The organism is Desulfovibrio cuneatus DSM 11391 (assembly GCF_000430005.1).
GTDB classification, from domain to species: domain Bacteria; phylum Desulfobacterota; class Desulfovibrionia; order Desulfovibrionales; family Desulfovibrionaceae; genus Frigididesulfovibrio; species Frigididesulfovibrio cuneatus.
Window position 1 is genome coordinate 1 of record NZ_AUCY01000023.1, and the last position, 15,040, is coordinate 15,040.

13 protein-coding genes and 2 tRNA genes are annotated in these 15,040 nt (G+C 55.6%); 5 read left to right on the top strand and 10 right to left on the bottom strand.

Annotation, left to right across the window (positions count from 1 at the left end; genetic code table 11):
• A partial coding sequence (gene tnpA / locus G497_RS0106935; RefSeq protein ID WP_027187607.1) for an IS200/IS605 family transposase occupies positions 1-185 on the bottom strand: 185 nt, incomplete at its 3' end.
• Positions 186-332: 147 nt separating this feature from the next.
• Between tnpA and G497_RS0106940 the strand changes: the two genes are divergently transcribed.
• Positions 333-761, top strand: coding sequence for a hypothetical protein (locus G497_RS0106940; protein WP_027187608.1), 429 nt, complete (start codon positions 333-335; stop codon positions 759-761).
• Positions 762-1,047: 286 nt separating this feature from the next.
• On the opposite strand, the gene G497_RS0106945 is transcribed toward G497_RS0106940, so the two are convergent.
• The 4 genes from G497_RS0106945 to G497_RS0106960 all read right to left on the bottom strand — a co-directional run bounded on the left by G497_RS0106945 (position 1,048) and on the right by G497_RS0106960 (position 4,530).
• On the bottom strand, positions 1,048-1,659 hold the full coding sequence (locus tag G497_RS0106945; protein ID WP_027187609.1) for a hypothetical protein: 612 nt from the start codon (positions 1,657-1,659) through the stop codon (positions 1,048-1,050).
• Between the two features lie 275 nt (positions 1,660-1,934).
• Positions 1,935-2,010 (bottom strand) — tRNA-Lys (locus G497_RS0106950).
• Positions 2,011-2,097: 87 nt separating this feature from the next.
• Positions 2,098-3,945 carry a DUF2207 domain-containing protein gene (locus tag G497_RS0106955; protein ID WP_027187610.1) on the bottom strand — a complete coding sequence of 616 codons (1,848 nt, stop codon included), beginning with the start codon at positions 3,943-3,945 and terminating at the stop codon, positions 2,098-2,100.
• Positions 3,946-3,957: 12 nt separating this feature from the next.
• On the bottom strand, positions 3,958-4,530 hold the full coding sequence (locus tag G497_RS0106960; RefSeq protein WP_211228748.1) for a LemA family protein: 573 nt from the start codon (positions 4,528-4,530) through the stop codon (positions 3,958-3,960).
• A gap of 328 nt (positions 4,531-4,858) precedes the next feature.
• On the opposite strand from G497_RS0106960, the gene dnaX reads away from it, so the two are divergent.
• The 4 genes from dnaX (at position 4,859) to G497_RS0106985 (ending at position 9,134) form a co-directional block, all read left to right on the top strand.
• The gene (gene dnaX, locus G497_RS19805; protein ID WP_027187612.1) at positions 4,859-6,844 is read left to right on the top strand and encodes a DNA polymerase III subunit gamma/tau; all 1,986 of its coding nucleotides are present in this window, start codon (positions 4,859-4,861) and stop codon (positions 6,842-6,844) included.
• A gap of 296 nt (positions 6,845-7,140) precedes the next feature.
• The gene (locus G497_RS0106975; RefSeq protein ID WP_027187613.1) at positions 7,141-7,452 is read left to right on the top strand and encodes a YbaB/EbfC family nucleoid-associated protein; all 312 of its coding nucleotides are present in this window, start codon (positions 7,141-7,143) and stop codon (positions 7,450-7,452) included.
• 27 nt (positions 7,453-7,479) lie between these two features.
• Positions 7,480-8,085 carry a recombination mediator RecR gene (gene recR, locus G497_RS0106980; RefSeq protein ID WP_027187614.1) on the top strand — a complete coding sequence of 202 codons (606 nt, stop codon included), beginning with the start codon at positions 7,480-7,482 and terminating at the stop codon, positions 8,083-8,085.
• Between the two features lie 221 nt (positions 8,086-8,306).
• The gene (locus tag G497_RS0106985; RefSeq protein ID WP_027187615.1) at positions 8,307-9,134 is read left to right on the top strand and encodes a TatD family hydrolase; all 828 of its coding nucleotides are present in this window, start codon (positions 8,307-8,309) and stop codon (positions 9,132-9,134) included.
• 208 nt (positions 9,135-9,342) lie between these two features.
• Here G497_RS0106985 and G497_RS19095 read toward each other — a convergent pair whose 3' ends face one another.
• From G497_RS19095 to acs, 5 genes are all read right to left on the bottom strand, one after another.
• Positions 9,343-10,011 (bottom strand): hypothetical protein, encoded by a 669-nt coding sequence (locus G497_RS19095; RefSeq protein WP_027187616.1) that lies wholly within the window; start codon positions 10,009-10,011, stop codon positions 9,343-9,345.
• Positions 10,008-10,334, bottom strand: coding sequence for a hypothetical protein (locus tag G497_RS0107000; protein ID WP_027187617.1), 327 nt, complete (start codon positions 10,332-10,334; stop codon positions 10,008-10,010). Before G497_RS0107000 ends, G497_RS19095 begins: the two co-directional genes overlap by 4 nt.
• Positions 10,335-10,917: 583 nt before the next feature.
• Positions 10,918-10,993: transfer RNA gene (locus G497_RS0107020), tRNA-Ala, on the bottom strand.
• 99 nt (positions 10,994-11,092) lie between these two features.
• Entirely contained in the window at positions 11,093-12,013 is a 921-nt protein-coding gene (locus G497_RS0107025; protein WP_051257924.1) for an MBL fold metallo-hydrolase, read from the bottom strand.
• 239 nt (positions 12,014-12,252) lie between these two features.
• Positions 12,253-14,331 (bottom strand): acetate--CoA ligase, encoded by a 2,079-nt coding sequence (acs, locus tag G497_RS17170; RefSeq protein WP_245576362.1) that lies wholly within the window; start codon positions 14,329-14,331, stop codon positions 12,253-12,255.
• Between the last annotated feature and the right edge of the window lie 709 nt (positions 14,332-15,040).

A 15,040-nucleotide genomic window follows, 5' to 3' on the forward strand; every position in this document is an offset into this window, starting at 1 on the left:
ACATGGTCTGTGAGCAAATGCCCTTCCAAAATCCTGCATTCCTTCTGTTGGGCAAGAGCGTGGAAGACATCACCAAGCTGCTTTCTCAAACCTTCAAAAAGCTTTTTCTTGCGGTACTTTGGAATCCAAACCACATGGTACTTGCAAACCCATTTGGAGTGACTTAAACTCAAGGCTCCATCCATTTGGGGCCTCCTGTTGATGAACTTTGAGCGGTTCAACAACGGAGGTCTCTTCTATTTCTGGAAAAGTCAAACTTTGGGAGTCCCCAGGCAGAGCCTGGGGTTTACCGATTTTTTATTACAACAGCCGTTTCCCCAAAGCTCACCGCCATGCTGGAACACACCCGTTTTTGGGTAAGCACACTCACCATAGGCATAAGCAACCTTGCCGTTTTTGCAAAATATTCCCCTGTACTGCGCCAAAACCCGGAACTGCTTTTGCCTGCCATGGGGGCCGCGCTGTTTTCAGGCCTTATTTTTCTTGCTTCTGCCGCAATACTTTCCTGGCGCTGGCCGGGGCCACAGCAAGGCTCTTTGTGCCTGTGTTTTGGGGCCACCAACAGCGTTCTGGCCATGATTCTGGGTATGGAATTTTTTGGTATGGCAGAAGCCCTGCCAGGGGCGATGTTTGCCGTTCCCGCTGTGCTTATGGTGCTCCCCGTGCGGGGGCTAATACATTGGAGAAGGGCAGAGGAAAACGAACTACAAGAAGATGCAGAAAAGGCGGAAGCAGGAAAAGTAAAGACACGAAAAGCGTAAAAAAAGTACAATAAAGAACGTAAGCAAAAAAAGCGGGAAATAGAGGTGAGTTAAGTTAGGGAATCACTGATTAAATGGTATCATTGAAACGCGCAGTTATTTCATTTGGCAAGGCGCGAGCTTTTTTTGAAGCAGGAGTGACAATTCCGCAGGAAAGCGGAAGTGGAACCGCCCGTAGGGCGGGAGCCGAAGGCCGAGGCCCAGGACGGGCCGAGTCAACTCTTCCGTCCTTGACTGTTTCAAAAAAATGAAGCAACGCTGCCAAACGGAATAAATCAGCGTTTCCTTAGTCTTCCAAAACACTCTGCCCTTGCACCAGTGCTGCCTTGCGCCGCAACCACCAGTATACCCCCGCGCACCCGCCACCCAAAGCGGCCAGGGCAGCGGCAACTGCACCGCCTGTTACCCCCACATAACGAGCCAAAATGCTGGGCTGCGCTTCTTTCATGGCGTCTGCACTAGGGTAAATGACTATGGAATAAACCAGGTCAGTATTCTGTATTTTGGTCACTGAGCCTGTTTCCTTTTCTGTAGCAAGCATCAAGTCTTCCACTACCAGGGTGCCTGTTTGCACGCGCTGCACGTTGCCCGCATGCAACGTGGCTTTCCATGTACTTTTCTTGCTGGTGGCATTTCCGCTTTCGCCTTCCAATGCAAATGAAAGTTTGGCAGAGCCAAGCCAGATAGGTTCCAGGTATTGGGGTTTGCCTGCATTTTTGGGCATGGGGCCAGAAATAACAGTACTTTCCCCACCTACCAGAGCCACTTCATTGCTGGGAGTGCACCAATAGCTTTGTAAGGCGTCCAGGCCAGCAAGGGCAGCCAATAAAAACAGCACACAGGCCACAACACCCCATACACAGGGGGCCCCACGTACATTTTGCTGTTTTGCATCCATATCAACCTCTCCTGCACATTCTGAATGATAGTGTACCTAGAGCCTCTATTATAACAATAAATATACACTTGTCACGAAATTACAACGAAGATTCCTCTTTATATTATGATAAGCTCTGGGTAAGTAAAGAAGAAAATGCTTGTAGCCCAATTTTTGGCAGCGTGCCACCGCAGGAACTCCCGCGTTACCATCTCTTACACAAACCACCCTCCCGCCACCCTTCCGGCTAAACAGCAAAGCCCCCGAAAGCAAATAACTTTCGGGGGCTTGAAATATGGTGGGTCGTGCGGGGCTCGAACCTGCGACTCTCTCCTTAAAAGGGAGATACTCTACCGACTGAGTTAACGACCCGTGTGGAGAAATCGATTTAGCCCAAACCCCTGCCAAGGTCAACTCTTTTTTTCATTTTTGCCGAAAAAAATTATTTTTTCGGCCAAGTTACCAGCCACGCCCACCGCCGCCGCCGCGTCCGCCGCCGGAAAAACCACCGCCCCCAAGGCCACTGCCCCCGCGGCGCGAAGCAAATTGTGCGGAAAAGGCTGCTGCCCTGCGGGCAGATTCACGGTTTACAGAACTTTCAATACGCCCCATAGAACGGTACAGGTGCCGGGTAAGCTGCATACGGTCCGTTACATTCCCGCCAGTATACCACACAGGGCTGTACCCCACGTCCCCAAAAGAGTCGGCAAACGAATCTGCCCAGGTTTGGGCCACCCCCAAAGCAAAGGCATAGGGTAAAAAACGTTCAAACTGAGCCGTGTTTTGTTCTGGTACAGGGCCGGAAGCCGGGAACAACGCTTCCAGCCTATGCTTTTCCGCGGTGTTCAAATACAGGGTGAACCCGGCAATGGCGTCTGCCAAGGTGCGCCAGGAAGGGGAATACACATACAGCAGCTTGGCATTGCCAATAAAAAGCCCCATAATGGTTAACAGTTGCGGGGCAATAGCCGCAAAAGACACCGTGTGTAACGCATTGAACAGCCCAATGCCCAGGGCAGGAACCAGCAGCAAACACACCCCGGCCATAGCCTTGCGCCGGTAGCGCGGGGAAGGCGTTTTTGCCAGCATTTGCAGCTTTGCCTGGTACAGCAATGCACTGTTCTGGCTCACCACAACCTGCTCATGGTTCGCAAACAGGCTTTCCAGCACAGCAACCGCCGCAGGGCTTAAGGAAGCAGAACTCAGGGATGCAGGCCCCGCGCCCCATGCAGCAGCTTCCCCGCTGCCGGGTGCTACCACTCCAGCGGCTTCGGTGCCGGGCACTGCCATGGGGGGCACAGGCAACACCTTATGCAGAATAATATCTTCGCCCTTATCTTCAATACGCACATAGCCTGCCACAGCCAATTGCAGCAGCGTGGCGCAAAAGCCTGTGTTATCCCACAAGAAGGTGGCGGCATAGCGCAACGCGTGTGGTTCCAGCCCTTGCGGGGAGTGGTACAGGGGAATAACAAGGCCCTGCCCCCGGCTTTTGCGGTACAAAAACAGCAGCAGCCCGAACAAACCAAAAGCCAGCCCTGCCAGCCCAAGGCTTACAGCAAAGGCATTGGCCTGCACAAACACCACTGCTTTTTCTTTAAGTGTTTGCTCCGGGGGGGTCACTACCCCTTTGGCAAACCCAACGGCCACGGTAAACCCTTCCCCTGGCATAAGCGCCCTGGTGGTGCGGAACACGCCATTTTCCAGGCGAAAATCCTGCCCCTTGGCTCCCAGCGGCCCGGTATAGGCGGCATATTCCTGCACCATGGCCCCATTTGGTAAATGCACCCGAAAGGAGGCCGCGCCAATGGGAAAATCCCACAGGTTGCCCGTCACGTTCCAGTACAGCTCGTCCAGCTTTTCCCCGTAATACAAATGGTTTGTCACGGTATAGCGCAGGGTAAAGGTATGCTCCCCCAGCGGTAGGGTACGCTGTGCATCCCCCAGGCGAATGGCAAGGTAGTCCCCTTCCCGCTCAATGGTATAGGGAACAGGGGCGCCATCTAACAGGGCTTCCTGCATGGTAAAGGTAGATGCCCGGCCATTAAAATACGCCCCCCGCGGCATGGGGAAGTCGCGTATAATGCCACGCCGAATGCGCACCCCTTCCACCCACAGGCCAATGGTTTCTTCCACGGCTACAGAAGAATCCGGCAGCACCGTGGCTTCAGCATGGAACTGAATAATCCGCTCTGCCCCGTGTGCGATGGGGGTAAACGCACACAGCACAACAAAAGCAAGTACGGCAACAGCAAAGCTGCCAGCCTGTTCACCCCGCCTGAAACAGCGCACGACCATAGCGTTCATTCCCGCGTTTCCCTAAAAAGACACTTTGGGGGTCTGCTGCGCCACATCAGGTGCTTCAAAAAATTCCATGGGCACATGCCCGAAGCGCGCAGCCAACAGCAGGGCCGGGAATGACCCCATGTACCCGTTATATTCACGCACAGCACCATTATAATAGCGGCGGGAAAGCTGCAATTCATCTTCCAGCCCTGTCAGGGCCGTTTGCAGGTGCATAAAATTCTGGTTGGCCTTCAGGTCCGGGTAATTTTCCGCCAGGGCAAAAATTTGGCGCAGGCCCGTGGCAAGCTGGGTTTCCGCCTCTGCCTTCTGGCCGGGGGTAATGGCCTGCTGGGCGCTGTTCCGGGCGGCAATCACCTTTTCCAGGGTAGCCAGCTCATGGCTGGCATAACCCTTTACCGTTTCCACAAGGTTGGGAATAAGGTCGTAGCGCCGGGTTAACTGCACACCAATGCCGCTCCACCCTTCCTGGGCCAGGGTGCGCAGCCGCACCAGTTTGTTAAAGGCCCCAATGGCCCACAGCACCAGGCCAAGGCCAAGCAGCACAGCACCTGCCATTACGGCAAAGCCAAAGGTAAATGCATCCATATATCATGTCCTTATGAAGATTATTGCACAATAAATGCAGGAACAAACTTATTTAATGGATTTGTTGAAACGCTCAGTTATTTTGCTTGGCAAGGCACGAGCTTTTTGGGAAGCGGGCGCTGGGCTCTTATGCCCTGCCCCGTTTCAAGAAAAAGCAACGTAACGCCGCCAAACGGAATAAATCAGCGTTTCCTTAGCATACCACAGCATGGAAGAACACGCCATACTGCCCACACACCTCCCTGCCCCTTGCCTTTGCCCGCAGAGTGCTTTAGGTTACACATGAAACGCCGCACCACGCGGCCCATTTTTTGTTGCGAGTACCCCCATGAGCCACGCTGCCCTTACTGCCAAATACCGCCCGCAAACGTTTGCCACTGTTGCCGGGCAGGAAACATTAAAGGCCATTCTTTCCCGCGCTGCGCTGGAAGACAAAGTGGCCCCTGCCTACCTTTTTAGCGGCACCCGCGGGGTGGGCAAAACCACCCTGGCCCGTGTGTTTGCCAAAGCCCTGAACTGCCGCCAGGCCCCCACAGCCGAACCGTGCAACCAGTGTGAAATGTGCCGCAGCATAACGGCTGGCAGCGCCATGGACGTGGTGGAAATTGACGGCGCTTCCAACCGTGGCATTGATGACGTGCGCCGCCTGAAAGAAGTGGTGGGCTATGCCCCCATGGACGGGCGCTACAAAATTTTTATTATCGATGAAGCGCACATGCTCTCGCGCGAGGCCTTCAACGCCCTGCTCAAAACCCTGGAAGAACCCCCGGCCCGCGTCACCTTTATTATGGCCACCACGGAACCGCACAAGTTCCCCGCAACCATCATTAGCCGTTGCCAGCATTACGTATTCAAGCGTGTGCCGGAAGCCACCCTGGTGGCGCATTTGGGTTCCATCCTCCAGCAGGAAAATATACGGTGTGAAGAAAGCGCCCTGCGCCTTTTGGCCCGGCGCGGTGCTGGCAGTGTGCGCGACTCCATGTCGCTTTTGGGCCAAGTGCTGGCCCTGGGGCCAGGGGAACTGACAGAAGCTGCCGTGCGCCAGGTGCTTGGCCTTGCCGGGCAGGAAGCCTTTACCACCCTGTTGGCCGCCCTTGCCACGGGGGATGCTGTTTCCATCAGCCGCCTGCTGCGGGAAATGCTGGACGGTGGCCTGGACATCGGCTTTTTCCTGCGTGAGCTTGTTACCCTGTGGCGCAACCTGTTTTTGCTGAACCAGTCAGGCAGGGCCGCCATACCTGTGGTGGAATTGCCGCAAGAAGAAGCCAACACCCTGCTCCAGCAGGCAGAAAAGCTTTCCCTGCGGCACATTCATGCTTGCTGGCAAATGACCCTTGAAGGCCAGCGCCGCGTGCTGACCAGTGTGGAACCTGCCCTGGCCCTGGAACTGCTCTTGCTGAACCTTGCCTTGCTGCCGCAGTTGCTTTCCCTGGAATCTCTTTCCGCCATTGGCAGGCGCACCACCCCGCGTGAAGCCCCGGCCCGCCCCCTGGCCCCAGCCCAGGGGCAACACCATGGGCTGGGAATAAGCCACACAAAAGACCAAGCAACAGGTCTGGCTGAAAAAAAAACTCCTGAGTTCGGGGAACTAGCCCCAGAAGCGGCACCAGCCCAGGAAGCGGAAGCAACGCCCGCAGGCATTATGCCCCCGGCTGCCACAAGTTTCGCCACAAGCACTCCAGAACATGTTGCCATGCCTGAACCAGCACCCATGCTGGAACCGGAAGCCATGCCCGACTATGTGCAAGAACAGGAAGCGTATTTTGCCGCCATGCCGCCAGAAGCAGACGTGCCCCACGATGCAGTCATGGCAGACGTGGCACCAATGGACTATGCAGTAGCCCCCCATGCTTCCCCTGTTCTGCCCACTGGCGCGGAGTTTGGGGCAGAGCCACCCCAGCCAGCCAACCAGCCCGAACAGGCGCAGCCAGGCCAGCAGGCAGCCCCCAGCCCCACAGGGTATGAGCCTGCCCTGGAAGATATTGTGGCCCGTGCCCTGCAAAATGAAGAAGCACCCGCCTGGATTGGCGCTTTGCTGCGCCGCATTACCGGGGTATGGGAAGGTGGCACCCTGGTGCTGCAACCGGAAGACACCTTCACCGGGCAGCGTGTGGCCGATACCATAGCGCAGAACCTGCTGCGGGAAGCCATTCAGGCATTGCGGGTAGAGCCCTTCACCATTACGGTGGCAGAACCTGTGGTGGTGCGTAAGGATAGAGACAGCCTGCGCAAGGAGATATTTGCGCATCCGCTGGTGCAGATAGCCGAGGAGAAATTTCAAGCGCGGATCATCGACTTTGGGCAGTTGCGTTAGGAAGTACTTTTGCCTGCACAAAAAATTCTATCTTTTCACCAACGCCCCGCCCAAGCACAGCCCCCCTTGCTCGCCCGTGAACGCGCAAAGCCGCGTCCCAACGCTCGCAAGGGCTTGGAATGTCCCTATGCCGTAGTGTTACCCAACACAACCCTACGCCAAGGTCTTCCCTAAAGCCGACGGCAGTCGCGAGCGTAGCGAGCCGTGGAGCGACAAGGCGGGGCGAAGGCGGCTTTGCCGCCGAAGCATCTAACCCGCCGCAGAAGCGGAAATATGTAAATTCACAGGAGCTATATATGTTCAATATGCAAGATATCATGCGCCAGGCCCAGGAAATGCAAGGGAAAATGGCGAAAATTCAGGAAGGTCTTGGGGAAAAGCAGGTGGAAGGGCAAAGCGGCGGCGGCATGGTGCGTGTGGTATGCACCGGCAAGCAGGAAGTGGTTTCCATAACCATAGACCCAGCCGCCATAGACCCTGCCGAGGCAGACATGTTGCAAGACCTTGTGTGCGCTGCGGTGAACGATGCCCTGCGCCGTGCCCGGGAGCTTGCCGAAGCTGAAATGAGCGCCCTGACGGGCGGCATGCGCCTGCCGGGCATGATGTAACCCCCAATTTTTTCCAAAGGACTCTCTGTGCATCCTCTTCCAGAACCTTTGCGTGCCGTGGTGGACCAAATGGCACGCCTGCCGGGGCTTGGCCCCAAATCAGCCCTGCGTTGCGCCATGGTACTCTTAAAATGGCCGGAAGCAGAAGCCCGCCGCCTGGGGCAGGCCATACACGACCTGCGCACCACCCTGCGCCTGTGTTCCCGTTGCGGGGCACTTACCGACCAGGAACCCTGCGGCATTTGTCTGGACGCCACCCGCAGCCGCGACACCCTGTGCCTTGTGGCCGACTGGGACAGCATGCTCACCCTTGAAGGGGGCGGCTTTTACACCGGGCAGTACCTTATTCTTGGTGGCCTGCTGGCCCCCCTGGATAACGTGAACCCGGACAGCCTGGAACTGGACGCCCTGCTGGCCCGCCTGGCAGAAGGTGAAGTGCAGGAAGTGATTCTGGCCCTTGGGGCCACGGTGGAAGCGGAAAACACCGCCTCCTTCATTTCCCGCAAGCTCCATGCCCGCTTCCCGCACGTGGCCATAACCCGCCTCGCCCAGGGCATTCCCCTTGGTGCAGAAGTAAAATTCATGGACAAAGAAACATTACGTCAGTCCCTCAAGCACCGCCAAGTTCTTTAGGGAAACGCTGATTTTTTCTTGGGGAAGCTCTGCCTCCCCAAACCCCTCCACCAAGGGCATAATGCCCTTGGAACCCCTATCAGCGTTTGCCTTCCCGCAAAGCGGGAAAGCAAACGCAAATATGGGGGTCAAGGGGCGTCACGCCCCTTGCAGGGGTTGGGGGACAGCGTCCCCCAAGTGCAATATCTCACGTAAATCAACATCTTTACTATAGACCTACCATGAGCAAGAAAAAAACACCGTTTTTCCCGGCACCGGCCCTGCCCTGCACCGGGGTGGAAACCCACGCCCATTTGAACAGCAAGCAATTTGCTGAAGACCTTGAAGCCGTGCTGCAACGGGCTGCTGCCGCAGGCGTTGCCCAGCTTATGCAGGTGTTCCTGCACCCCACAGTGTATGAAGCCCAAAAGCACCTGTTTGCCCCGCACAGCAACGTGTATTACCTGCTGGGCATTCACCCCACAGAAGCAGACCAGTACACCCCGGAAGCGGAAGCCGCTACGGCCCGCCTGATGCGCGAAGAGCCGCGCTTTCGGGCCATTGGGGAAATTGGGCTGGACTATTACTGGAAAGACCAGCCCGCAGACTTGCAAAAACAGGTATTTGCCGCCCAGCTTGCCCTGGCCAAAGCGTGCGACATGCCTGTGGTTATTCATTGCCGCGACGCGGAAGAAGACACCCTTGCCATGCTCCTGGAGCACGGTTTTTCCGGCAGGCCGCTGCTGTGGCACTGCTTTGGCGGCACCGCCGCCTTTGCCCAGCGTGTGGTGGAACACGGCTGGCACCTGTCCATTCCCGGCCCGGTAACCTACCCGGCCAACACCCACCTGCGCGAAGCCGTAGCAGCCATTCCCCTGGAACGGCTTATGGTGGAAACAGACTGCCCCTACCTTGCCCCGGTGCCCCTGCGCGGGCAGCGCAATGAACCCGCCTACCTTGGCTATACCATTCAGGCCATGGCAGAGGCACGGGGCATGGACGTTGCCGAGCTGTGGACCACTTGCGGCAACAACGCCCGGCGTTTTTTTGGGTTGCCGGAACTGGCGTAAGGCTTTGTGTTTGGCTTTGGGCGTGGCACTTTGGTAATACTAGCCTTTTTCACGAAATCTCATTTATTAGGCAATCACTGATTAAATGGCCTTTTGGAAACGCTAAGTTTTTCGTTTGGCAAGGCACGAGTTTTTTTGGTGGCGGGTGCTGGGCTCTTCGGCCCTGCCCCGCCGCAAAAAAAGCGAGCAACGTAGCCAAACGGAAAAATCAGCGTTTCCAGCCTGCTGCCAACCCCTGCCACGCTTGCTCCTTGGCTTCCAAACGCTGGCAGCGGCTACCGTAATACGCCATAAACTCCAGCACATCTTCTTCTGTTACGGATGCCAGTCGCCCTGCCACTCCGGCAGGCACTCCCTCTCGCGGGTCGTTTTGCGCGGTTAATACATTCCCGCTTCCTGCTGTGCCTACCCCCGGAACCCCGGCTCCAGCGGCAGCACTTGCGGTTCCTGCTCCAGCAGCACCCCCGGCACCACCGGGGGCGGGCACGGCACGGGGGGCGGGGCTAACCGCCCCGATGAAGCCGTTCCACAGCCGCACAAATTCAGCACTAAACACATGCACACTGCCAGCCGTCGCATTTTTAATTTCCCTCCGCATGGTTTGGGCCTGGGTTTCCAGGGCATTGTTTTTCGCACTTAAGGTTTGGGCTACCCGCTGCGCCGCTGCCACTTCCTGCTGGTAACGGGCAAGGGTTTCTGCCAGGGCAGTGCCATACGCCTCCGCAGCGGCCCGCCGCTCTTCTTCGCGTTCCACCTGCACAAGGCGCACGGCGGCAAGCCCTTCGGCTTCCGCCCTGCCAAAGCCCAGTTGGTATGCCCCAAAACACACGGCCCCAAGGCACACAACCAATATTCCCCACTTCATGGCAACACTCACACAGCCTCCTCCTTATTCTGCGCTTTTGCGGCGAAATACTCGGCCTGTCTGTCTGGCACCTGGCATACAGGCACAGCCCCAAGGGGCTTCCATGGCTCCGGCACCAGGGCCACCCGCACCCGCTTCAACCGCCCGGAATACGCCATGGTGGGGTCCACCCCTTGGGCCATATCTTCGCAGCTAAAGCCGCGCAGCCTGCGCCAGCAGTCTTCGCAGCGGTAATTGGTGGTGGGGGCACCGCAGGTGGTGCACCGCCTTCTTCTTTTTGCCTTCACCAGGGGGGCTTCCTGCAACGCCTCATCATACGTTTGCTGTTCTGCCATACTTGCCTGTGTTGCCTATCTCCCTGCAACGCGGGGCTTGCTCCCATTCCAGCGTTGAAAGCCTGCAATGGTCGTTACAAAAATTTGCCTCATGGCGCCTGCCTTTGCCGCGTGCAATAAAAGGAGCCTGTGCACCAATAATAAATAAGCGCATAGTGCAAAACCTTTACAAATCGTATATGCAATTGAAAAAGCATAAAGTCAAAGCAAAAATGAGGTAACGCAGCATATGCGCAAAAAAAAATGTGATTTTTCTGCACATGCTGGCAAGCGGCAAAAAAAACCCTGAATGAGGCAAGCACATTCAGGGCTATGTGGTGGTGCTCATACTTTGTAACGGTAGCCCACCCTGTGCGGCATAAAAAAAGGCCTGGGAGCTTCCCAGGCCTTTTTTTATGGCAAAAAACAAAAATACTCCGAGGGTTCCTTGGGCTAAAAAGCCAAAGGAACACCAAACGTGCGCAACACGGTACGGTCCATGCAAATACGGGCGGTCTTCAAAGGGTCTACCACCTGAGAAATGCGCGTCTGCCCACATGCGCTCATAAGCCAGCAATGCACACTGGCAACCTATTGATATTCCTGGTGGAGCTGATCAGAATTGAACTGACGACCTTTCGGATGCGAACCGAACGCTCTCCCAACTGAGCTACAGCCCCAATCTTATTTGGTTATGCGGGAAAGAGGAAGTGATGTCAACTCCTCACCAGGGTTTGCTCACGGCACCAGCGTTCCCCGCACAGCCTGTTCAGCCTGTATTATGGCAGGGGCGTAAAGGCAAAGCCCTGGCCCTGTTTTGCAATGGTGCCAAAGCCGGGCAGGGGCAAGTGCATACCGCCCACAGGGATGTTATGCTGGGCAACGTAGTCCAGCACGGTTTTGCGGCTTGCCACAGCGGTAGGGCCGTCGGTATCAAACACCAAAAAGGCTTCCGGGTGGGGCATTTGCACGGAAAGGGCATGCACCAAGTCACCCCATATAAGGAAATTTTTGCCTTCCGATTCCAGCAAATACATGGTGTGCCCCGGCGTGTGCCCAAAGGCCGCCACAGCCTTTATGCCGGGCACAACGTCTTTGGGGCCTTCGGCAAAGGTGGCAGGGGAAAAGGTGCGCAGCACCGGGGTGTAGGCATCAAGCACCCTGCGAGCCGCTACAAAGTAGGGTTTCACTTCTTCCGGTACAGAATTCATAATGGCATCATTACGCCAAAACGCCACTTCCTGTTCCGCTACGAACACAGCCGCCTTAGGGAACGCCACCTTGCCCGCTTGCAACATAGCGCCAATGTGGTCGATATGCATGTGGGTTAGCAGCAACACATCCACATTTTCCGGCTGCACGCCCAGGGTATGCAAGCGCTCCACCATGACATTTTCTGAAAATCCGGCATCCACCAGAATATTCTTGCCATTCACCTGAATAAGGTAGGCAGACATGGTAGAGGGATATTGCCCTTTGGGAATGAACTGTTGCATCACTTCAGCGGGCACACCCTTAAGGAGCGACTCCACCTTGGGGCCATCCCACATACCGCTTTTTTCCACAAGCTGGTGCACTTTGGCGCTGCCTAGCGTGTGGGACACAATGGTATTTTCTTCCTGCGCAGCATAGGCTGCCTGCGTTGCCAACAGCGCTACCAGCGCACAAAAAACGCCAACGAGAACGGATGAACGGATCATGATAATTCCTTGAATAAGAAGGGGTGAGCAAAATTGGGAACCGCAGGACGGAACCCGAAAACCGAGGCCCAGAAAGGGCCGAATCAATCATGCCCTTTACGCCAACGGCAGTTGCGAACCTGGTGAACCGTGGAATGACAAGGCAGGCTGTAGGCGGCTTTACCGCCGCAGCATCTACTGCGCTGCGGGAGAGGAAGGAGGCAAGGCTTGGGGAGGCAAAGCCCCCCCAATAAAGCAGCCTAACGCATGGAACTCATGCCCACGAGGCGTTCATATTCTTCCACCAGGGAATCAATGACGTCGGGGTTGGAAAGGGTTGTTAAATCGCCCAGTTCATCAATTTGCCCAGACACAATTTTGCGCAGCACGCGGCGCATTATTTTGCCGGAACGAGTTTTGGGCAAGCCCTCTGTAAACTGAATGTACTCTGGCGAGGCGATGGGGCCAATTTCACGGCGTACCCATTTGCGCAATTCACTGCGAATGCTTTCCGTTGCTTTTTCATCGGCGTTCAGTTGGACAAATGCGTAAATCACTTCGCCTTTCACCGGGTGGGCCATGCCCACCACGGAACTTTCCGCCACTGAAGGGTGGGCATTAAAGGCAGCTTCCATTTCCGCCGTGCTGAAGCGGTGGCCGGAAACGTTAATCACGTCATCCAGCCTGCCCAGCAGCCACAGGTACCCGTCTTCGTCCATGCGTACACCGTCGCCGGAAAGGTAGCGCCCAGGAAAACGGGAAAAGTAGTTTTCCTTGAACTTGGCCGGGTCGCCAAAAATACCCCGCAGCATACCGGGCCATGGCTTGTTAATAACCAGGTGGCCTTCCTCGTTCACTTTGGCGGGTTTACCGTCTTCGCGCACAACGCTCACATCAATTCCTGGCAATGGCTTTGTGGCGGAGCCGGGCTTGAGCGGTGTGGTAAAAGGCAGGGGGCTTATCATAATGCCGCCTGTTTCAGTTTGCCACCAGGTGTCCACCAGGGGAATATTCCCGTCCCCCACCTTGTCCCGGTACCAGTGCCAGGTTTCCGGGTCAATGGGTTCACCCACGCTGCCCAGCAGGCGCAAGCTGGAACGGTCGCTGCGCTCCAGCCATTCATCCCCTTCGCGAATAAGAATACGAATGGCTGTGGGGGCTGTGTAAAAGGTATTTACCCGGAATTTTTCAATAATCTGCCAATATCTGTCCGGGTCGGGCCAGCGCGGGCCACCTTCAAACAGCACCGTGGTGCCCCCCAGCAGCAGCGGGCCATACAAGGCATAGGTGTGCCCGGTTATCCAACCCACGTCTGCCGTACACCAGTGCACATCTTCCTCACGCGTATCAAAAATGGCCTGCGTGGTGTGGGCTGCATAGGTTAAATAGCCCCCAGTGGTGTGCATAACCCCCTTGGGTTTGCCTGTGCTGCCGCTGGTATACAAAATAAACAGCAAATCTTCTGCATCCATGGGTACGGCAGGCAGGCGGGCGTTCAAGGAACGGTCTGCCATGAGGTCGCGCCACCAAATGTCGCGCCGTTCTTTCATGGAAGTGGACATGTTGGTGCGGTTCACCACAATCACACGCCGCACGGTAGGGCAGTCCTTCAAGGCTTCGTCGATGTTTGCCTTCAAAGGCATCACCCGGCCAGCGCGGAACATGCCGTCTGCCGTAATAACCACCTTGGCTTCACAGTCTTGAATACGGCTTTGGGCGCTGGCAGCAGAAAACCCTGCAAAAACAAATACATGTACTGCCCCAATGCGGGCACAGGCCAGCATAACCACCACGGCTTCGGGTATCATGGGCAGGTACAGCACCACCCTGTCGCCCTTGCGCACCCCAATGTTTTTCAGCGCACTGGCGCAGCGGCACACCCTGTCGTACAGCATTTGGTAGGTCCAAATGCGCACATCGTCTTCAGGGTCGCCCTGCCAAATAAGGGCCACTTTGTTGCGGCGCGGGCCTTCCACATGCCTGTCTATACAATTGTAGGAAGCATTCAACTTGCCGCCAGCAAACCATTCCACCCTGGGTTCATTAAAATCGTAGCTCAGCGTTTTTTCCCAGGGCTTGAACCAGTGTAACAGACTTTTTGCCCGTTCGCCCCAATAGCCTTCCGGGTCTTCAAGGGCTTTCTTGGCAACAGCTTCATACTCTTCCATGCTGGCAAGGGGCTTGTACCCGTTCTTTCTGGTGCCTGCTTTATGGCTGGCAGGCGGGGTTGCCTTGGCTGCCCCGGTTTTTTGGCCTGAAGCGGCCTGAGGGGTTGTTTGCTGTGTTTGCGAACTGTTTTTTGTTTTTCCCTTAACACCATTTTTTGTAGGTTGAACCATAACGCCTCCGCTGGAAATGCTGTGTTGTAAAAGAACGCAACGTACTCTTCAACTGTACACACATGCGCCGTGCTTCGTGTGAAACCCATGCACGGCCTCAATCAACAGCAGCTCCAGCTTGTTTCCGGGGGTCCCGGAAACGGGTTCTGCAAGCCAGCTCACCACGGCAAAGCAAATACAGCCAGTGCCTTACGTGCTGCGCCTCCTTCCCACCACACTCTTACATGCACTGAACCACACTGCTTCTTCCAGGTGAAAACTGACCTAATACCAATTTTTGGCGCACACTGCTCAAATTGGTATTATGAAGTTTGCATAAGCAATGGAATAAGGCAGAATACAGAAAGACAGGATGCTCGCTAGACATACTGTTCTATAAATAGGCTGCCCCTGTCAAGAGAGGGCCATAAAATTATCTTACCATTCAAGACTATTGTGCAAGAGTCTTAAAGCGACTTCCCGCAGGGTAGACGCTGCAAAAAGCGCGAATACGGAAATTAATTTTCCTGTAAAATGAGTGCGTTTTGCGACTTAGGCCATATTTCGCGCTGCGCAGGCAAAGGGAAATAGAATGAAAAAAGCTCGCAAAACGTAGTTTTACAATGGTCGTCATTAGACAATTGCACCTTTTTGTACACACACCCCCTGCATACTGGCGTGTTATGGGTAACTATGCTAAGAGAAAATTATGTAAGATACTAATTCACTG

What these genes read in the sequence shown, in the direction of transcription:
- G497_RS0106945 (WP_027187609.1), bottom strand. Translation starts at nt 1,659, where the DNA reads ATGGATGCAAAACAGCAAAATGTACGTGGGGCCCCCTGTGTATGGGGT.
- dnaX (WP_027187612.1), top strand. Translation starts at nt 4,859, where the DNA reads ATGAGCCACGCTGCCCTTACTGCCAAATACCGCCCGCAAACGTTTGCC.
- G497_RS0106940 (WP_027187608.1), top strand. Translation starts at nt 333, where the DNA reads ATGCTGGAACACACCCGTTTTTGGGTAAGCACACTCACCATAGGCATA.
- G497_RS0106985 (WP_027187615.1), top strand. Translation starts at nt 8,307, where the DNA reads ATGAGCAAGAAAAAAACACCGTTTTTCCCGGCACCGGCCCTGCCCTGC.
- G497_RS0107000 (WP_027187617.1), bottom strand. Translation starts at nt 10,334, where the DNA reads ATGGCAGAACAGCAAACGTATGATGAGGCGTTGCAGGAAGCCCCCCTG.
- G497_RS0106955 (WP_027187610.1), bottom strand. Translation starts at nt 3,945, where the DNA reads ATGAACGCTATGGTCGTGCGCTGTTTCAGGCGGGGTGAACAGGCTGGC.
- acs (WP_245576362.1), bottom strand. Translation starts at nt 14,331, where the DNA reads ATGGTTCAACCTACAAAAAATGGTGTTAAGGGAAAAACAAAAAACAGT.
- G497_RS0107025 (WP_051257924.1), bottom strand. Translation starts at nt 12,013, where the DNA reads ATGATCCGTTCATCCGTTCTCGTTGGCGTTTTTTGTGCGCTGGTAGCG.
- G497_RS0106975 (WP_027187613.1), top strand. Translation starts at nt 7,141, where the DNA reads ATGTTCAATATGCAAGATATCATGCGCCAGGCCCAGGAAATGCAAGGG.
- G497_RS0106960 (WP_211228748.1), bottom strand. Translation starts at nt 4,530, where the DNA reads ATGGATGCATTTACCTTTGGCTTTGCCGTAATGGCAGGTGCTGTGCTG.